The sequence below is a fragment of the Granulicella sp. L46 genome, assembly GCF_009765785.1.
Taxonomy (GTDB): domain Bacteria; phylum Acidobacteriota; class Terriglobia; order Terriglobales; family Acidobacteriaceae; genus Granulicella.
Genome location: NZ_LMUT01000005.1, coordinates 194,126 through 212,154 on the forward strand (window position 1 = coordinate 194,126; position 18,029 = coordinate 212,154).

Below are 18,029 nucleotides of genomic sequence, written 5' to 3' on the forward strand. Positions count from 1 at the left end.
AAGCGACGGCAACTACAGGGGTCCTTCACTTCACCCAGGGTGACCGCGAAAAACAAACAAAGGCAGGTGCAACTGCGAGGGCAAAACCAAAAGAAGAAGCAGATCCCTGCGGGATGACAACCAGAAAGGCAAAAGCAGCAGCAAGGGCGTGTTGTGCCCGGGGACGTCAGCCGAGGGGATGGCGGTTGAAGTCTTTGTAGATTAGATATTTTGCGGGCGCTTTGCCTATGGCGCCGAACCATTGGGGGCAGTAGGCGGACATCCAGATGAAGTCGCCGGCTTTGGTTGGGTACCAGCTGTCGCCTAGGCGGTAGATGCCGCCGCCTTCTAGCATTAGCAGGCCGTGCTCCATGTAGTGGATCTCTACTTGCGAGAGGGCGGCGCCGGGGTCGTAGGTCATGGTGTTTACGGCGAAGTCGAAGATGTGGGAGTCGGGCAGGAGGGAGCGGACCTGGAGGCCGGGGTCTCCGTTGAGGGCGACCGGGGCGATGTCGGGTTCGCGGTTGAGGAGGAACCATGGATCGGGGTCGGCGCCGGGGTCGTTGATGTAAAGCGGGTCGAGAGGGAGGAAGGGCTTGTCGATGACGGCTACGCGTGCGGGTGTGACGGCGGTGAGCGTGTGTTCATAGCCCGTCGGGAAGTAGGCGTAGCTGCCGGGGGAGAGGTCGTGGGGGATGGACTTGCCTGGCTCGTCTAGTTTGAGATTGCCTTCGAGGACGTAGAGGAACCGTTGGCTCGGGCCTTGGATGAGTTTGCCGTCGGCTGCTATTTCGAGGGTCATCATAGTGAAGGCGGCGCCGGTGGGGGGAGCGACGTGGACGATGGCGAGGCCGTTGGTGAGGCCGGGGAGGGGCGTGCGGATGAAGGTGTCGGGGGTGAGGAGCAGGTGGTCGCGATGGTTCGCGCTGCGCGTTTGGCCGAGGTTGTGCATAGGAGAGAGTGTAGAGGAAAAGGGCAGGGGATAGAGCGTAGAGGATAGGGGATAGGGAAGCGGCTCCTAGCTTTTAGCTTCTAGGGAAAGGCAACTGCAGAAGCGGAGTTCGGTGGGCGACAGCGTCCATGAGGATGGGGTCGGCTGGAAGAAGAACGGGAGACAGCAGGTTCCTCGCTGCGCTCGGAATGACAGCCAGAAAGGCAAGGCAGAGGCGAAAGCGGCGGTGGGTTATTTGTGGGGGTGGAGGTGTAGGAGGAGGTTTAGGACTGTGGCTAGGGCGGCTTCTACGTCTTCGAGGCGGACGTCTTCGTCGGGGTGGTGGGAGAGGCCGTTGGGGGAGCGGAGGAAGAGCATGGTGGTGGGGACGGCGGCGGCGAGAATCATGGCGTCGTGGCCAGCGCCGGAGAAAATTGGTTGAGCGTCGAAGCCGGCTCGCTCGGCGGCTTGATGAAGCTTGAGGGTTAGGTCGCGATCCATGGGGACCGCGCGCTGCTCGGACTGGACGGTGGCATGGACGCGAACGCCGCGGAGGGCGCCGGCGGCTTCGGCCTTGGTGAGCAGATGGGCGATGGCGGCGTGGCGGGATTCGTCTTTCGGGTGGCGTATGTCGAGGGAGGTGCGGACCGTGCCGGGGATGACGTTGATGGCTCCGGGCTCGGTGGAGATGCGGCCGACGGTGGCGACGAGTTGGGTGTAGTTGGCGGCGTAGCGCTCGACTTCGACGATCCATTGGGCGGCGGCGGCGAGGGCGTCCTGGCGCAGCGACATGGGGGTGGTGCCGGCGTGGTTGGCGTGGCCTTCGAAGGTGAGCTCGAGGCGGGACTGGCCGACGATGGCTTCGACTACGGCCAGGGAGGTGTCGCTCTTGTCGAGGACGGGGCCTTGTTCGATGTGGACTTCGAGGGCGCCGAAGGTGTTGGGGGCTAGCGGGCAGGTGAGGGGGATGTTGTCGGGGTCGAGGTGCGTGCCGTCGGTGCGCGTGAAGTTGCGGATGGCGTCGGCGAGGGTGATGCCGGCGGCGTCGGTGCGGGCGAGATGGTCGGGGTTGAGTTGGCCGGTGGTGGCTAGCGAGGAGAGGAAGGGGAAGCCGAAGCGGACGCCCTCTTCTTCGGCGAAGGCGATGAGCTCGATGTGGAAGGGGAGAGGTGTGGCGCCTAGTTGCTCGATGGCGGCGAGGCCGAGGAGGACGCCGAGGGGGCCGTCGAAGGCGCCGGCGTTGGTGATGGTGTCGATGTGGGAGAAGAGGACGAAGGTGGGGGCGTCGGGGTGGGGAGAGCGGCGCGTGGCGCGGAGATTGCCGGCGTCGTCGGTGCGGGCGGTGAGGTTGGCCTGGCGGATCCACCACTCGAGGAGGGTGTGGGCGTCGCGTGTGGCGGGCGAGAGGAAGAGGCGGGTGGTTTGGTTGGGGATGTCGGTGATGCGGGCGAGCTCGCGGCAGCGCGCGATCACGGTGGTGGCGCGGGCGGCGAGGGATTCGGTGGTGGTGGGCGTGTGGGGCATGCAGCAATCATTCTACGGTCCTGCGTGGACGGCGGTCCTGCGCGGACGGCGAGAGTTGAGTTTGGTGGATCATGGAGCGTACATCCCACTGATGACGAGAAGATGTCATGAATGGGGCGCCCCGCAGTTGTGGCGGCCCACCTTAGGCGCAACGTACGCGCCGAAGATGGGGAGCCCAGTGGGGAGGGACTAAGCGCGGCGGATGGTGGCTTCGATGGTGCCGTGGGGTTCGTCGGTGGGGACGAAGATGTGGTTGGGGTTTTCCTGGCCGAAGCGAGCGAGGTCGACGAGGAGGTTGTGCTTGTTGGGCATGAGGAGGTAGATCTCGTCGATGAGGGTGGTGTGGTGGAGCGCGGCTTCGGCCATGGCGTAGAGGGTTTGCTGGACGGAGAGGGAGTCGTGCTTGGCGAAGACGGTGATCATGACGTCGCGAATGTGATCGCGGACTTTGTTGAAGTCGATGGCATTTTCCGGAGAGGACGCGGCGCTTGCAATGGCTTCGGGGGCGTAGGGCCATTCGGCCTTGAGGGCCGTGCCGAAGAGACGGTCGGTGGTTTCGGGGAGGGTGGTGAGGGAGTCCTTGATGTAGCCGGTGAAGGCGGAGTTCGAGGTCTTCAGGAGGGTGAGGCGGTCGAGGCCGGCGGTGATGGTGAAGGGAGCGTTTTGCGCGCGCGCAACGGTGGTGGTCTGGCGTTCGTCGGAGCCGCGCATGAAGGCGGTGGGGAAGGGCTTGCCGTCGACGGTGAGACGCTTCCAGAGAGTGGATTCGATGATGACTTCGGCGGAGGCGACCTGGGGGTTGCGAGTGAGGATGTAGTCGACGAGCTCCTGGGCGTAGCACTCCATGGAGGTGGACTTGGTTTGGCGTGCGACGAAGTAGACGGTGTTCTTCATCGTGTCGGTGGGGAGGATTTTGGAGTTGTCGCCGAGGGTGTGGGCTGTTTCGAAGTCGCCGGTGAGGAGGATTTGGACGGTCCACTCGTCGAGGTCGTGGTGGTCGAAGTGCTTGGTGAGACGCATGAGGCGGACGCGGGATTTGCCGTAGCGGTTGGTGTGGAGTTTTGCGGGCATGTGGGCTCCTGGGTGCGAGTTGTCAGTTGTTCGTTCTCAGTTCTCAGTTGTGCGTTACAGGCACTGAGTCGATCAACTGCCTCTGTACGTTGTGTAGCCGTTGGCGGTGAGCAGGAGAGGGATGTGGTGGTGCTGGGTGGGGTCTGTGATGGTGAAGACTATTTCGATGTAGGGGTAAAGGCTGGGCAGGCTCAGCGCATGGAAGTAGGGCGCGGTGTTGAAGCGGAGCTTGTAGGTGGCGGCGGCGAGAGGGTTGTTGCCGAGGAGGGTTTTGCAGCGGCCGTCGGCGTCAGTGTGGCCGCTGCCGATGTCGTGCCAGGCTTCGGCATCGAGTTGCGAGAGCGTGATGGTTACGTTGGCGGCGGGGCGTCCGAGCGCTGTGTCGAGGATGTGAGTGGAGAGTCCCATTGGACAGAGTGTAGAGGATAGAGGGTAGAGCGTAGAGAGGGACTTTAAGAGGCCAGCCACTTGCGAAGGCGGATCTGGGTGATTTGGCGTTGTTGTTCGGCGGCTTCGCGGAGTTCGGTGGCAGGGTCGTTGAAGAGGCGGCGTTGGAGGATGGCTAGCATCTCGTCGGCGGATTTGCCGGTGGCGCAGACGATGAAGATGCGTCCGAACTTTTCTTCGTAGGCGCGGTTGGCGGCGGCGAGGGCGGCTTCGGTGTCGGTGGTGAGTTGCGCGGTGGACTGTTCGGTTGCGGAGAGAGCGAGGCTCTCGGCGGTGGCGGATTTGGCGTGGCGCTCGCCGATGCGGGGGTGGGAGTCGAAGGCATGTTGCTGGTCGGCGGCGGGGAGGGAGCGCCAGACTATGTCGGCGGTGCAGGTTAGGTCGAAGGGGGTAGCGAAGGGGCGGAGGGCGGCCAGTTGGTCGGCCCAGGCCTGCGAACCGTTGCAGGGGAGGATGGCTGCTGCGGCGGCGGAGGTGTCGAGGGCGTGCCAGGCGTCGAGGGTGGGGTTGGTGGTCGACATAGTTGGTGGTGTTGGTCGAAGAACGGGAGACAGCAGGTTCCTCGCTGCGCTCGGAATGACAGCCAGAAAAGCAAATGCAAATGCAGAAGCGAAAACGAAAGCAAAGGCAAAGACGAAGGCGAAGGCAAAGGCGAAGGCAGAAGCAAATACAGAAGCGAAATACAGCGGTCTCTCGACTGCGCATGACGTGAAGCCGTCATGCTTCGGTCGAGATGACGAATTTTACCGCGTTGCTTTACGGTGTTGAATTGCTTTGTCGAGTTGGATTTGACCGTTGGATTTGGCCGCGTTGCACTTACCTCGTTTATGGAGGCGGTTTAGGAAAAGGATATCTGGTGTTCGCGGCCTTGGGGTGGGAGGGAGAATTCGTCGGTGTTGTTGGTGCGGGTGAAGACTCGTTGGCCGCGGAGCCAAGTGGAGCGGACCTGGCCGCGGAGAGTTTCGCCTAGGTAGGGGGAGATTTTGTGGCGGTAGTGGAGCATGTCGGGGGTGAGGGTGAAGATCGCGTCGGGGTCGAAGGCTACGAGATTGGCGTGCTTGCCGGGTTCGATGGAGCCGATGTGCGTGGCGAGGCCGGCGAGACGGGCGGGCGCGGCGGAGGTCCAGTGGGCTAGGTGTGTGAGGGGGAGCTCGCGGCGGGTGCACTCGGTCCAGAGGACGGAGAGCGCGGTGGAGAGAGAGGGGATGCCGCCCCAGGCCAGGTCGAAGCGGCCGGCGGCTGTATTCCCATTTTTGTAGTCTTTCAATCGCTTCATGTGCGGCGGGCAGGGAGAGTGGTCGGTGGCTATCAGGTCGATGGTGCCGTCGATGAGGGCTTGCCAGAGTTGTTCGCGGTTGGCGGCGCTGCGGATGGCTGGTGCGGACTTGCAGAGAGTGGGGCCGTTGGGATTCGCGGGGATGGTCTCGGCGGTGAGGTGCAGGAAGTGCGGACAGGTTTCGACCGTGACGGGAAGGCCTTCGCGCTTGGCGGCGGCGATGAGTGGAAGTGCACGCGCTGTCGAAAGGTGGACGATGTGGAGCTTGAAGCGGTGTTCGCGGCAGAGTTCTAGAAGCATTTCGATGGCGTCTAGCTCGGCTTCGTCGGGGCGGGAGGCTAGGTAGGTGGCGTATTGCGTCCAGTCGGCGTTGGTGGCGTTGAGGTGGGCTACGGCGGCGTTGATGGAGGGGTCAAGTTCGGCGTGGACTAGGAGGGGAAGGCCGGTGCGGACGATGTGGGGGATGGCGCGGATGAGGTTTTGTTTGTCGATGGCGGTGAAGCCGTCGCAGCCGGGGTAGATGAGGAAGCTTTTGAAGCCGGCTACGCCGGCTGAGGCGAGGGGTTCAAGGTCGCGCTGGTTGTTGTCGACGCAGCCGCCCCAGAAGGCGTAGTCGATCATGCACTGCGAGGTTCCGTTGGGGCCGCCAGTTGCTGCGGCTTCTCGCTTGAGCTCGAGGGCGGCGACGTTGGTGGTTTCGGGGAGGCAGTTGAGCGGCATGTCGATGAGGGTGGTGAAGCCGCCGGCGGCTGCGGCCCGGGTGGCGGTGGCGAAGCCTTCCCAGTCGGTGCGGCCGGGTTCGTTGATGTGAGTGTGGACGTCGATAAGGCCGGGGAGCAGGGCGAGCGAGCCGAGATCTTCGGTGGGGAGATTCGAATGGCGGGATGCGTTTGGGTGGACTGCGGAGATGATGCCGTCCTCGATGATGACCGTGGCATCCTGCTCGCCATGGGGCGTGATCACGCGACGGGAGCGGAGAGCGTGTACCATGATGCTGATTACAACAGAGTGTAGAGGATAGGGGATAGAGGGTAGGGAGAGACTCTCTACTCGAAAGCTGGGTGCTTTCGTGGAGGCGGGATGGAAGGTGGTAACCAAGAGTTTATGCAGCAGGCGATTGCGTTGGCGGTTGAGAACGTGACCAGCGGGCGGGGCGGACCGTTCGGCGCCGTGATCGTGAAGGATGGCAAGGTGATTGCGACCGGCGCGAACCAGGTGACTGCGACGAATGATCCGACCGCGCATGCGGAGGTGACGGCGCTTCGGAATGCGTGCGCGTCGCTGGCGGCGTTTCAGCTGGAGGGTTGCGATATCTATAGCAGCTGCGAGCCGTGTCCTATGTGTCTTGCGGCGATTTATTGGGCGCGGTGCCGGACAATTTATTACGGGTGTACGGCAGCGGATGCGGCGAAGGCTGGATTCGATGATGCGTATTTGTATGAAGAGATGAAGAAGCCGCTTGGTGAGCGGACGTTGCCGGTTGTGAATCTGTGTCGGGAAGATGCGGGGAAGGCGTTTGCTGCGTGGATGGAAAGCCCAATGAGAGTGGAGTATTGATGTCTGACGAGAGTGTAGTGCGGGTAGGGCTATTGGGGTTCGGGACGGTGGGCAGCGCATTTGCAGAGGTGCTGGCGGCGCATGGCGACCTGGCTGCGCATGGAGATGCGGCGGCCCACGGGCACGCGTTGGTGCGGGTTACGCATGTATTCAATCGCGGCGTGGACAGGAAACGGACGCATGCGCGGGCGAAGTTTCTTGCGAAGGATGTGGTGTGGACACAGCGGGTGGAGGACGTGCTCGAATCGCCGGATGTAGATGTGGTGGTGGAGTTAATGGGGGGGCTGGATCCGGCGGAGGGCTGGATACGCGCGGCGTTGAATGCGGGTAAGCACGTGGTGACGGCGAACAAGCTGTTGATTGCATATCGCGGTGCGGAGCTGTTTGCGCTAGCTGCGGAGAAGGGCGTGCAACTGCGGTACGGGGCTGCGGTTGCGGGCGGCGTGCCGGTGATTCCGGGGATTGCGCAGGGGCTGAGCGGGGATGTGATTACCCGGATCAGCGGGATCGTGAATGGGACGTGCAATTTTATTTTGAGCTCGATGGAGGACGGCGCGGACTACAGCGAGGTATTGGCGAAGGCGCAGGCGGCGGGGTATGCGGAGACAGATCCGTCAGCGGATGTGGATGGTTTCGATGCGCGGGCGAAGCTGTGTGTGCTGGCGCGGCTGGCGCTGCATGCGGAGATTGATCCGGACGAGGTGCCGACACAGACGATTGCGATGATCTCTGCCGTGGACTTTGCGTATGCGAAGGAGCTGGGGTGCACGGTGCGGCAGGTGTCGCGCGCTGAATTGATCGAGGGTGTGGTGAGCGCGAGTGTGGGGCCGATGCTGGTGCCGAGGACATCGCCGATTGCGTACTCGCACGGGACGCAGAATATGGTGGTGACGAGCGGCAAGTTTGGCGGGGATGTGGTGTTCAGCGGACATGGTGCGGGCGGGCATCCTACGGCGGTCGCGGTGATGAGCGACGTGCGGGCGATTGCGGAGGGAAGCGTGCAGGTGCGGCTTCCGGCGCAGAAGATGAAGGTGGTGGGGGACGTGGTGGCGCCGCACTATCTGCGGTTCGTTGTGGCGGATAGGCCCGGGATTGTGGCCGCGATTGCGGGGGCGCTGGCGAAGGTCGGAGCGAATATTGATTCGATCCTGCAGCACCGCGGCTTTGCGGGGGATCGGTTGCCGTTCGTGGTGACGACGGAGCCGTCGATGAGTGCATGGCTGAAGGAGGCGGTGGAGGAGATGGCGGGGTTTGATTTTATGCTGGAGCCGCCGGTCTGTTTGCAGATATTGGTGGTAGATGATCGGGACACGGACTAGCGGGCTGTGAACTAGCGGTGGGCGAGGTTGACATAGAGTTCGGAACGGATCTTCCAGCCGTCTTTGGTGTGTTCCCACATGGCCATGTAGGTGCCGGTGTAGACGGTTTTGTTGTTGGCGTCGGTGGCGATCCAGTGGCCTTGTTCGGCGGCGATGGGGTGGGTGGTGGAGAGCTGGATGGTGTCGGTGACGCGCTCGTAGGTGAGCGAGGTCTTGGGGGCGTCGAAGCCTTGCTTGAAGAGCTTGAGGTAGGCTGCGCGGGTGGGGACGAAGGTGCCGTCGCCGATGACGGCTACGAAGTTTTCGGCGAGAGAGTCACCTACGCCGAGGAGGTTTCGGCGGGCGATGGAGCGGTTGGAGTGGGCGCGCGCGGTGCGGATGTTGGCTTCGTCCTGGGTGGGGTCGGTGATCATGGAATTGTTGTAGCAGGTTGGGGCGCGACCGCAACGATAGAACGAGATTTCCAGAAGTTATGACAGAAGGAATGCAAGGGCAGCGGCAAGAACGGGAGAAAGCAGGTTCCTCGCTGTGCTCGGAATGACAACCAGAAAAACAAGGACAACTGCAACGGCAACGACAGAAGCAGATCCCTACGGGATGACAGCCAGAAAAGCAAAAGCAAAAGCAAGAGCACGGCAAAAGCAAGAGCGAGAGCAAAAGCAAGAGCGAGAGCAAAAGCAACGACCCTCGGGAGGAGGGCCGTTGTTTCGTTGCGTAGTTGTGTTGGATTAGTACTTGGGGAGGGATTTATCGATGCGGTCGGCCCAGGCTAGGATGCCGCCGGAGAGGTTGCTGACGTTGGTGTAGCCCTGTTCCTTGAGGAAGAGGGCGGCGCGCTGGGAGCGGGCTCCAGATTTGCAGTGGACTACGATTTCGGTGGTCTTGGGGAAGGTGAGGCGGTGGAGCTGGTTGGGGAGATCGCCGACGGGGATGAGCGGTGCGCCGATGTCGACGATCTGGTATTCGTGGGGCTCGCGGACGTCGAGGATGAAGGGCGCGGTGTTGCTGTCCATGCGGGCTTTGAGCTGCTCGACGGACATTTGCGGGATACCGTCGACGATGGGGAGATCGGGCGTGGAGCCGTGTGAGGAGACTTCGAGGGGGCCGGCTTCTGTGGGCTTGGGGATGCCGCAGAACTGGTCGTAGTCGATGAGCTCTTTGATTTCGTGGGTGCCGCACATGGGGCACTCGGGATTTTTGCGGAGCTTCATGGTGCGGAAGCTCATGGCTAGCGCGTCGACTAGAAGAAGGCGACCGATGAGGGGTTCGCCGATACCTAGAATTAATTTAATGACTTCGGTTGCTTGAATGACACCGACGAGGCCGGGGAGAATGCCTAGGACGCCACCTTCGGCGCAGCTGGGGACGAGACCCGGCGGTGGTGGCTCGGGATAGAGGCAGCGATAGCAGGGTCCGTCTTCCGTCGCAAAGACAGAGGCCTGGCCTTCGAAGCGGAAGATGCTGCCGTAGGCGTTGGGCTTGCCGGTGAGGACGCAGGCGTCGTTGACGAGGTAGCGAGTCTGGAAGTTGTCGGTGCCGTCGGCGATGACGTCGTAGTCCTTGAAGATCTCGAGCGCGTTGGCGCTGGTGAGCATGGTGTTGTGCTTGATGATGTTGGTGTTCTTGTTGAGGCCTTTGAGGGTGATCTCGGCGGAGTCGACTTTGAGTTTGCCGACGGTGGACTGCGAGTGGATGATCTGGCGCTGGAGGTTGGATTCGTCGACGATGTCGAAGTCGACCAGGCCGATGGTGCCGACGCCGGCGGCGGTGAGGTATAGGGCTAGCGGGGCGCCGAGGCCGCCTGTGCCGACGCAGAGGACCTTGGCGGCCTTGAGTTTCTGCTGGCCTTCCATGCCGACCTCGGGGAGGATGAGGTGGCGGGAGTATCGGGCGATCTCCTCGTTGGTGAGCTTGGGGAGGGCGGCGGTTTCGGGTTCGAAGGCGGTCGGCATGGTGTCCTTAAGTGTAGCGGCGTCGGCCCACATCTCCAAGGCGGGATGCGGGGCGCGGTGATGCCTACCTAGAGCAGATGCTCGGGGTGGCGGGTGCGATTCGGATGTGGGGTGGGGTGGGGTTCTCGCGGCTAGCGACAACAACCGGTGGCGGCGGAACCGCCGGCGATGCTGGGGATGATAGTGAGTTCGTCGGTGGGGGTGACGGCGGTTTCTTCCTTGGCGGGAAGGTACCGGACGTCGTCGTCGTTGAGGTAGAGGTTGACGAAGGAGCGCAGCTTGCCCTCGGGGGTGTAGAGGTGCTGCTGCATGGCGGGGTGCGCGGCGACGAGCGCAGCCAGGCCTTCGGAGACCGTCGAGCCTGAGACCGAGACAGTTTCCTGCTTGTCGGTGTAGGCGCGCAGCGGGGTGGGGATGTGGATCTGCATAGCTTTCATTATGACGCGTCAGGGTGCTCCATCGATAGAGATGCGTTGGGCGGTTACACGCTACCTTGCGGACCTGTATCTGTGAGTGCCAGGTATTCGTGAATGAAGGCAATCGACATGCTGCCTTCGCCGACGCTGCTGGCAACGCGTTTGACGGAGCCGTGGCGAACGTCGCCGGCGCAGAAGATGCCGGGGATGCTGGTTTCGAGCGCGAAGGGCTCGCGGTCGAGTGACCAGGTGCTGATGTCGCGGCCCGTGCAGATGTAGCCGTTGGCGTCGCGCTCGAGGGATGGGGGTAGCCAGTGGGTTTTGGCGACAGCTCCAGTCATGATAAAGAGTGCTTTGGCGTCGCGGGTGCAGGTGGATTCGGGGACGTCGGGTGGTCGGGACGTGGTTGTGATCTGCTCAAGATGGTCTTCGCCGAGGACGGCTGTGACCTGGGTATAGGGCTCGACTCGGATGTTGGCCTTGTCGTGGATCTGCTGGATGAGGTATTGCGACATGGTTTGTGCAAGCCCGGCGCCGCGGACAAGCATGATGACTTCGGCAGCGTAGCCGGAGTAGAAGACGGCGGCCTGTCCGGCAGAATTGCCGCCGCCGATGATGAAGATACGTCGGCCGGTGACGGCAATACCGTCAAAGCGGGACGCGCCGTAGATGATTCCTCGGCCGAGCAAATCGTCGTGGCCTTCAAACTCGAGGCGATGCCAGGAGACGCCGGTGGTGAGCAGGAGAACGGATGCGCTGATGCGGTCGCCGCCATCGAGGGTGACGCAGTGGCCATCGTCGAGCGATTGCACCTCCTCGATGTTGCGCTTGACCAACATTTCGACGCCGAAATGTTTGACCTGCTTGAGGGCGCGTTCGGTTAGTTCGTCGCCGGAGATGCCGGCGGGAAAACCGAGATAGTTTTCGATGCATGAAGATGTGCCCGCCTGGCCTCCAGCGGCGAAGCGTTCGACGAGGAGAACCTTGAGTCCTTCCGAAGCGCTATAGACAGCGGCGGCCATGCCTGCTGGACCAGCGCCGGCGATGATGATGTCGTAACGCGAATGTTTGGGGATGGTCTGGAAGCCGAGGGCTTCGGCGACGCTGCGGACGGTAGGAGTTTCGACCTCTCGTCCTTCTACGAAGGCGGTGGTGATGGTTTCCGCCTCAGGGGGTTCGGGAGGCCATTCGTAGTCGTACTGGATGCGGTTGGCGGATAGAAATGCCCGGATGGCGCGGCAGTTGTGGTCGTATTTCGATCCGGCGATGCGAACGCGCGAGGAGGGCGTGTCGCGAGCGAGCTGTTGGGCCATGCCGAAGCGTTGGGTCATGGTGGAGAAGATGATTTCGCCGGCGGAGGGGCTATCGCGAACGAGCTCCTGGAGCTGCTGGCGTTCGAAGCGAGCGACGCGGCATTTCGTAACGGCGCGGACGGAGACGATGTTGGCGGTGCCCATGAAGATGGGCGTTTCTCCGGAGAACATGCCTGCGACGCTCCTTCCAAGTACGCGACGCTGGCCGACGATGTCTTTGATAGCGTCGAGTTCTCCATCAAGGATGACGAAGAAGCGCGGCTCTTCACCCTCACGGGCGAGCCACTCTCCGGGTTCGAGGTGAATGTCGGCGGCACGGCGCGCGAGGCGTCGTCGTTCTTGTTCTTCAACGCCTGCAAAGAGCGGAATTTTTTCAAGGTCTGCGGAAGTAATCATTGCCTTTTCTTAGCATACTGACGGGTGGGATTGTTACGTCGGGTCTGTTGCCTTGACTCGTGCGTGCGAGAACAAGATGTTTGAGGCGCTAGGTGACTTCGATGGGATGTGAGATGAAGGTTTTGTCGTCTTCGGTGGTGCCGGTTAGGAGGAAGCTGTTGGTGATGGCGGCGTGGCCTTTTTCGATGGCGGTGATGACGTAGGCGCAGCCGAACCAGTGGGCCTCGGCGAAGTCGGTGGGGGACCACTGGGCTGGGTGGTCGGGGTGGGAGTGGTAGAAGCCTATGATGTCGAGGCCGGACTTGCGGGCCTGGCGCTGGGCGGCGATTAATTCTTGAGGGGCGATGTTGTAGCGGTTGTGGGCGCTGTCCGTGCGGGTGTTGCCGGCGCGGATTATCTGGTGGACGTGGAGGTCGGGGTCGGCGGATTTGCCGAGGAGGATGCCGCAGCACTCGTGCGGGTAGGTTTCTTCGCCGTGGGCGCGGAGTTCGTCGTAAAGGGGCTGGGGGATGGTGAGGGGCATTTGTGGTTGCTCGAAGACGGATCCGGTTGGAAAGTGGTGGAGAGTTGAGGTCAGATGGACAGCGTCGGGGTCCTTCGACTGCGTGCTGCGCACTCCGCTCAGGATGACAGATTTCTGTTCGAGGCAGCGAGATTTTAGTTCGTAGAGTGGGTTATTCGCCTTCTGTTTTTTCGGTCCAGTAACGTTCGCTTAGGTATTTGTCGGCGGAGTCGGGGAGGATGGTTACGATGACGGCTTCGCGGTTGGCGCGGGCTTCGGCTTCGGCGATGTCGAGGGAGGCGGCTACGGCTGCGGCTGCGGAGACTCCGACTAACAGGCCTTGGGTTTTGCCGAGGCGCTTGGCCATGAGGTAGGCGCGCTCGGTGGGCATGTCGATGTTGCGGTCGGCGAGGGTGGGGTCGTAGATGGGCGGGACGATGGCGGTGGCCATGTGCTTGAGGCCTTCGAGGCCGTTGAACGGCGAGTTGGGCTGCATGGAGATGCACTGAATGGACGGGTTGAGCTCGCGCAGGCGGCGGGTGGTGCCCATGAAGGTTCCGGAGGTGCCGAGGCCCGCGACGAAGTGAGTGATGCGGCCTTCGGTTTGCTGCCAGATTTCGTTGGCGGTGCCGTGGTAGTGGGCTAGCCAGTTGTTTTCATTGCCGTATTGGTCGGCGTAGAAATACTTTTCGGGTTCGGCGGCGGCGAGCTCGCGGGCTTTACGGATGGCGCCGTCGGAGCCGTCGGCTGGGTCGGTCCAGATGACGTTTGCGCCGTAGGCGGCGAGAATGTTTTTGCGCTCGGGGCTGACGTTCGAGGGCATGCAGAGGACAACGGGGAAATTCATTGCGGAGCCGAGCATGGCGTAGGCGATGCCGGTGTTGCCGCTGGTGGCGTCGAGTAGAGTTTTGCCGGGGGTGAGCTTGCCTTCGCGCTGTGCGGCGAGGACGATGGCCGATGCGGCGCGGTCTTTGACGCTGCCGCCGGGGTTAGACCACTCGGCCTTGCCGAGGAGCTGGATGTTGGGGAGATGCGATGTGAGGCGATCGAGACGCAGGAGGGGCGTGTTGCCGATGCGGTCGAGGAGGCTGGTGCCTAGTTGCGTTTGGGTTGCGGTGGACATGAGGTGTGCGGAAGTTCTCGGTAGCTTTTGAGTGTATCGTCCGGCTGTGATCTGGTTCATTGAATCTGCGCGCGGGGATGTGCGAGAGTTAGTAGAGGTTTAGCCGTTGGCTCGCTGTGCGTGATGGGCGGGCTGGGCAGAGAGTTGTGAAATCGATCATGGCAAAGACGAAAGCGGTTCCTACGTTTGATGAAGTGCTGGCTACCCTGGGTAGCGAAAAGTTTGATGTGTCTCCGGCGACGGAAGGTTCAAATCGAGCGGCGGGAGCGTACCGGGTGAGTAAGGACGGGTGCGCGGCAGAGATTGCGCCGAGCCCGGAGAAAGATGCTCCGACTCGTTTGCTGACTAAGGGCGGATGGGTGTTGGGTGGAGAGATTGCGCGCCTGGTGGATCGTGGGTATCAGAAATTTCTCAAGACTGGCAAGCTGGAGATTCCGGCGACGGCTGATCATCTGCGCGCGCTGCATGGGTTTGATGAGCAGTTGAAAGAGGCTGTGGGATCGATGGTGCTTTATAACGAGGCGCTGGGGACGACCAGCGATCGGTATGACTACGATCGGATCAAGGGGCGGTAGAGGCTTGTTCGCGCGATATGCCGGGCCTTCAGCCCTTGGTATTTTGGCGGCCTGAGCCTAGGCCTTCGACCTAGGCTGTGATGATACCGCGCCGTTGGCGGTGTGGAACCAGGTTAGCGTTTGCGGGGTTGGGAGCGCTGCCATTCGCGGTAGGCTTCGCTTTTGCCGATGTTGCGGGATTTGGCTACGCGCTTGAGGGCGTCTTTTTCGGATAGGGATTCAGAGCGCATGAGGGCTGCGACTTCGTCGGATAGGGTGGTGGGGCGCGTGGTTGCGCTGGTGGTAGATGCGGTGGTGGGAGTGCCGTCGATGAGGAGGACCATTTCGCCGCGGACGGAGGGGCGGGCGCGGAGGTTGGCGAGAAGCTCGGCGGCGGTGCCGCGGAGGAACTCTTCGTGGAGCTTGGTGAGCTCGCGGGCTAGGACTATGCGCTGGTTGGGGCCGAAGAGGTCGACGATGTCGGCTAGTGCGTCCACGATGCGGTGGGGGGTTTCGTAGAAGATGTGGGTGGTTGGTTGTTCGCCGGGGCTAAAGCCCCTCATCTTTTCTGAAGGGTTGTGAGACCCAACGCTGAAGCCTTGGGGTACCTGATCTGGGGCGGTCCCCGAAGACGAAGGACGATCTACGGAACGAGGGTAGAGCCCATCGCGCAGGGTTTCGAGGGTGGTTCGGCGTTGGCCTTCTTTACTGGGGAGGAAGCCGTGGAAGGCGAAGCGTTCGGCGTTGAGGCCGCTGGCGATTAGGGCGCTGAGCGCGGCGTTGGCTCCGGGGATGGGGTAGACGGTGATGCCGGCGGCAATGGCTTCGGCGGCGATGGTGGCGCCGGGGTCGGCGATGCCGGGCATGCCTGCGTCGGAGACTACGGCGATGCGGCCGCCGGCTTTGAGGGCTTCGATGAGCTCGCTGGCGCGGGCATTTTCGTTGTGGGTGTGGTAGCTGATCGTTGGTGTGCGGATGCCGAAGTGGCCGAGTAGCTTGGCGGTCTGGCGGGTGTCCTCGCAGGCGATGCGGTCGACTGAACGAAGGACGCGGAGGGCGCGGAGGGTGATGTCTTCGAGGTTGCCGATGGGGGTGGCGACGAGGTAGAGGCCGGGGGCGAGGGGCCTGTCGTGCGACAGCTCAGAGTTGGACAGGTCGTCCTCGGCTGACGGGTCAATCACGGATGTTCTCGCGCAGTTTGGAGGTGGTGGGACGCATGAGTTTGATTTGCTGGACGGCGCGGGAGAGGCTTTGCGGGGTGAGGATGCCGATCATCTTGAAGTCGGCGCCATCGTCTTCGACGACGGGAATGAATTCACTGGCGCCAAGCAGGGCGGCGCGGCGGAGGGCTTCGACTAGCTTGTCGGTGGGGCTGGCGAGTTGCAGGCTGCGGGTCATGATGCCTTGCAGATAGCTGTCGCCGTCGGAGACCAGGCGGTCGGCGATGGTCTGGCGGGCGATGGAGCCGACGAGGCGGTCGCCACGGACGACGGGGAAGACATCCTGGCCGCTGTGGACGGAGCGGTCGAGAGCGCCCTGGAGGGTGTCGGAGCTGGAGAGCAGGGTGTACTCGGTGAGCATGACTTCGCGGACGAGGATGGTTTCGGCGTCAGTGGTGGAGACGGTGTGGGCGCTGGAGAGTTGTGCGCCAAGCATCATGAAGCCGCCGAGGATGACCATCCACAGGCTCATCAGGATGAAGCCGGCGACGATCATGGCGAGGGCAAGACCGGTTCCCAAACCGAAGGAGGGGAAGGGCAGCATGCTGGCGACGCCGGACTTCGCGGGCTTGCCTTCTACTGCGGGTTCGGTTTTGGCGGCGGCGGGGACCACGGGCATAGGCAGAAGGCTGACCATGCCGAGGATGATCTGCATCCAGACCAGGCTGCGGAGGATGTGGCTTGTCGAGATCCAGGGCTGAGCGAGGAGTGAGACATGCGGCTCAAGGCCATAGCTTGTGCCCAGCAGGAGCAGGCCAACGCCGAAGTTGGCGATGGGGCCGGTCAGCATCAGCAGGCGGGTGTTGGCTTCGGGAGTGGCATCGTTTGAGGATGTGGAGAAGGCCATGAGGCCGCCGATGGGGAGAAGAAAGAGCGCGCGCAGACGGAGGCCTACGTAGGTTGCTGCGATGGAGCGCGCGACTTCGCGAACGAGAACGGCGGAACACATCCCGAGCCACAGAGCAACGCCGCGGGTGGCGCCGCCGTTTTCGACGACGGAAAAGCCGACGGAGATGATGAGCAGAAGGACGAAAGAGATGTGTACGCGCAGATCGACATTCATGAATCTGCCGATGGCGATGGACGAACGCAGCATGGATCTATTGTAGGCGGAAGAACAGGGGATAGAGGATAGAGTGTAGAGCGTAGGGAGAAGAACTTAAGATGCGAGTGATTGCGGGGGAGTACCGGTCGCGGATGTTGCAGGCGCCGAAGGGCGTCGCCACGCGGCCAACCAGTGACCGGTTGCGGGAGACGCTGTTCAATGTATTAGGGCCGCTGGTGGAGGGTTCGCGGTTTGTGGATTTGTATGCGGGTTCGGGGGCGGTGGGGATTGAGGCCATCAGCCGGGGCGCGGATTTTGTGTGGTTCGCGGAATGTGCTCGGCCGGCGGCAGCGGCGATTCGAGCGAACCTGTCGGCGCTGAAAATTGCTGGGGGTTTTGCGCTTGAAGATCGAGGCGTGAAGAAGATGCTGGAGTCGTTGCTGACGAAAGAGCGCGCCGCGGAGATCGTGTTTCTGGATCCGCCGTACGAGGATGCCGAGGCTTATGAAGAGACGCTGAAGTTTCTGGCGCGGCATCATGCTGCGGTGCTGGCGGATGGAGCGGTGGTGGTGGCGGAACATGCTCGCAAGTCGCCGCTGGAGGCGAGGTATTCGGTGCTGCAGAGGACGCGGGTGTTGGAGCAGGGAGATGCTGCGCTGAGCTTCTATCGGGTTGTATAAAGCGAGCCGACTTTGTTGGTTTAGCTGGGGTGGGCGGCGAGGAACTGTTTGTAGTTGGAGGAGAGTCCCTCCATGAACGAGTTGACGAGAATCAGTTGCCCCTGGAGGACTTCGATCTTCTCGATGATGCTTTGGGCTTGCTCGCGAGAGGGCGGCGCAGAGTCATTGGGCTGGTTGAGGAAGGGACCGATGGCGAGGACGGAGTCGCGTGCGGCCTGTTGTTCTGCGCCAGTGAGCAGGTCCTGCTGCGAATAGATGCTCGAGTAGTCCTGGGCCAGGTCGTAGGGCATGTAGGAGAGCGCGCCGGTAGATTGCGCGGTCTTCCAGCCTACGCTTTCGAAGCCGACAATTTGGAAATCTACCTGCATGTGTTTGTCCTCGGGATATTTTCCGTTGGTGGCGATGTAGTTGAGGACGTAGACGTCGTGCTTGAGGATGTCCTGGCGCTTATGGAGGTCGGCGAGGGTGGCGTCCATGTTTTGCGCGTTGCCTTTGATTTCGGCGTGCAGGCCGGCTTCGGCGTCATGGACGAGATGGCGGCGGTGTTGCCACTCAACCATGCCTTCGAGCGAGAGCGCGATGAGCAGGCCAATGGTGATGGTGGTGAGGTGGAGAAAGAAATCGCGCCAGCCGTGCATGGATTCGTGGGGAGGGTGGACGTCCAGCAAGAAGGGCACCTCGTCGTCGAGCGATATGGGTAGCGTAGCAAAGTTGCAGGCTGTGG

19 protein-coding genes are annotated in these 18,029 nt (G+C 62.3%); 4 read left to right on the plus strand and 15 right to left on the minus strand.

Going from position 1 to position 18,029, the window contains the following annotated elements; translation table 11 throughout:
- Positions 1 to 166: 166 nt before the first annotated feature.
- From allE to allB, 6 genes are all read right to left on the minus strand, one after another.
- Positions 167 to 931 (minus strand): (S)-ureidoglycine aminohydrolase, encoded by a 765-nt coding sequence (allE, locus tag GSQ80_RS04940; RefSeq protein ID WP_158786443.1) that lies wholly within the window; start codon positions 929 to 931, stop codon positions 167 to 169.
- 231 nt (positions 932 to 1,162) lie between these two features.
- On the minus strand, positions 1,163 to 2,434 hold the full coding sequence (locus GSQ80_RS04945; protein WP_158786445.1) for an allantoate amidohydrolase: 1,272 nt from the start codon (positions 2,432 to 2,434) through the stop codon (positions 1,163 to 1,165).
- A 189-nt stretch (positions 2,435 to 2,623) separates the two neighbouring features.
- On the minus strand, positions 2,624 to 3,505 hold the full coding sequence (gene pucL, locus GSQ80_RS04950) for a factor-independent urate hydroxylase (protein ID WP_158786447.1): 882 nt from the start codon (positions 3,503 to 3,505) through the stop codon (positions 2,624 to 2,626).
- Positions 3,506 to 3,577: 72 nt separating this feature from the next.
- The gene (uraH, locus tag GSQ80_RS04955; protein ID WP_158786449.1) at positions 3,578 to 3,913 is read right to left on the minus strand and encodes a hydroxyisourate hydrolase; all 336 of its coding nucleotides are present in this window, start codon (positions 3,911 to 3,913) and stop codon (positions 3,578 to 3,580) included.
- Between the two features lie 44 nt (positions 3,914 to 3,957).
- Entirely contained in the window at positions 3,958 to 4,473 is a 516-nt protein-coding gene (gene uraD / locus GSQ80_RS04960) for a 2-oxo-4-hydroxy-4-carboxy-5-ureidoimidazoline decarboxylase (protein WP_158786451.1), read from the minus strand.
- Between the two features lie 317 nt (positions 4,474 to 4,790).
- Positions 4,791 to 6,218 carry an allantoinase AllB gene (gene allB / locus GSQ80_RS04965; protein WP_158786453.1) on the minus strand — a complete coding sequence of 476 codons (1,428 nt, stop codon included), beginning with the start codon at positions 6,216 to 6,218 and terminating at the stop codon, positions 4,791 to 4,793.
- Positions 6,219 to 6,308: 90 nt separating this feature from the next.
- Here allB and GSQ80_RS04970 point away from each other — a divergent pair, with 90 nt between their 5' ends.
- Positions 6,309 to 6,785: a nucleoside deaminase gene (locus GSQ80_RS04970; RefSeq protein ID WP_158786454.1), complete on the plus strand. Its 477-nt coding sequence runs from the start codon at positions 6,309 to 6,311 to the stop codon at positions 6,783 to 6,785.
- Positions 6,785 to 8,104, plus strand: coding sequence for a homoserine dehydrogenase (locus GSQ80_RS04975; RefSeq protein ID WP_158786456.1), 1,320 nt, complete (start codon positions 6,785 to 6,787; stop codon positions 8,102 to 8,104). The genes GSQ80_RS04970 and GSQ80_RS04975 overlap by 1 nt, the downstream gene beginning before the upstream one ends.
- Positions 8,105 to 8,115: 11 nt before the next feature.
- On the opposite strand, the gene GSQ80_RS04980 is transcribed toward GSQ80_RS04975, so the two are convergent.
- The 6 genes from GSQ80_RS04980 to GSQ80_RS05005 all read right to left on the minus strand — a co-directional run bounded on the left by GSQ80_RS04980 (position 8,116) and on the right by GSQ80_RS05005 (position 13,806).
- The gene (locus GSQ80_RS04980) at positions 8,116 to 8,517 is read right to left on the minus strand and encodes a DUF4440 domain-containing protein (RefSeq protein ID WP_158786458.1); all 402 of its coding nucleotides are present in this window, start codon (positions 8,515 to 8,517) and stop codon (positions 8,116 to 8,118) included.
- Between the two features lie 315 nt (positions 8,518 to 8,832).
- The gene (moeB, locus tag GSQ80_RS04985) at positions 8,833 to 10,056 is read right to left on the minus strand and encodes a molybdopterin-synthase adenylyltransferase MoeB (protein ID WP_158786460.1); all 1,224 of its coding nucleotides are present in this window, start codon (positions 10,054 to 10,056) and stop codon (positions 8,833 to 8,835) included.
- A 131-nt stretch (positions 10,057 to 10,187) separates the two neighbouring features.
- Positions 10,188 to 10,484, minus strand: a complete 297-nt coding sequence (locus GSQ80_RS04990; RefSeq protein ID WP_158786462.1) for a MoaD/ThiS family protein — start codon at positions 10,482 to 10,484, stop codon at positions 10,188 to 10,190.
- 53 nt (positions 10,485 to 10,537) lie between these two features.
- Positions 10,538 to 12,181 carry an FAD-dependent oxidoreductase gene (locus GSQ80_RS23725; RefSeq protein ID WP_158786464.1) on the minus strand — a complete coding sequence of 548 codons (1,644 nt, stop codon included), beginning with the start codon at positions 12,179 to 12,181 and terminating at the stop codon, positions 10,538 to 10,540.
- 88 nt (positions 12,182 to 12,269) lie between these two features.
- Positions 12,270 to 12,704 carry a Mov34/MPN/PAD-1 family protein gene (locus GSQ80_RS05000; protein WP_158786570.1) on the minus strand — a complete coding sequence of 145 codons (435 nt, stop codon included), beginning with the start codon at positions 12,702 to 12,704 and terminating at the stop codon, positions 12,270 to 12,272.
- 151 nt (positions 12,705 to 12,855) lie between these two features.
- Complete coding sequence (locus GSQ80_RS05005; protein WP_158786466.1) at positions 12,856 to 13,806, minus strand: PLP-dependent cysteine synthase family protein; 951 nt, start codon at positions 13,804 to 13,806, stop codon at positions 12,856 to 12,858.
- A gap of 158 nt (positions 13,807 to 13,964) precedes the next feature.
- Here GSQ80_RS05005 and GSQ80_RS05010 point away from each other — a divergent pair, with 158 nt between their 5' ends.
- Positions 13,965 to 14,381 (plus strand): hypothetical protein, encoded by a 417-nt coding sequence (locus tag GSQ80_RS05010; protein ID WP_158786467.1) that lies wholly within the window; start codon positions 13,965 to 13,967, stop codon positions 14,379 to 14,381.
- A 113-nt stretch (positions 14,382 to 14,494) separates the two neighbouring features.
- On the opposite strand, the gene rsmI is transcribed toward GSQ80_RS05010, so the two are convergent.
- Both rsmI and GSQ80_RS05020 read right to left on the minus strand, forming a co-directional pair.
- Positions 14,495 to 15,541: a 16S rRNA (cytidine(1402)-2'-O)-methyltransferase gene (rsmI, locus tag GSQ80_RS05015; RefSeq protein WP_254059450.1), complete on the minus strand. Its 1,047-nt coding sequence runs from the start codon at positions 15,539 to 15,541 to the stop codon at positions 14,495 to 14,497.
- The gene (locus tag GSQ80_RS05020) at positions 15,534 to 16,676 is read right to left on the minus strand and encodes a CBS domain-containing protein (RefSeq protein WP_158786474.1); all 1,143 of its coding nucleotides are present in this window, start codon (positions 16,674 to 16,676) and stop codon (positions 15,534 to 15,536) included. Before GSQ80_RS05020 ends, rsmI begins: the two co-directional genes overlap by 8 nt.
- A 68-nt stretch (positions 16,677 to 16,744) precedes the next feature.
- On the opposite strand from GSQ80_RS05020, the gene rsmD reads away from it, so the two are divergent.
- On the plus strand, positions 16,745 to 17,305 hold the full coding sequence (gene rsmD, locus GSQ80_RS05025) for a 16S rRNA (guanine(966)-N(2))-methyltransferase RsmD (RefSeq protein WP_158786476.1): 561 nt from the start codon (positions 16,745 to 16,747) through the stop codon (positions 17,303 to 17,305).
- A 20-nt stretch (positions 17,306 to 17,325) separates the two neighbouring features.
- Here the strand turns inward: rsmD and GSQ80_RS05030 are convergent, their stop codons facing one another.
- Positions 17,326 to 17,982 (minus strand): hypothetical protein, encoded by a 657-nt coding sequence (locus GSQ80_RS05030; RefSeq protein WP_254059451.1) that lies wholly within the window; start codon positions 17,980 to 17,982, stop codon positions 17,326 to 17,328.
- Positions 17,983 to 18,029: the final 47 nt, after the last annotated feature.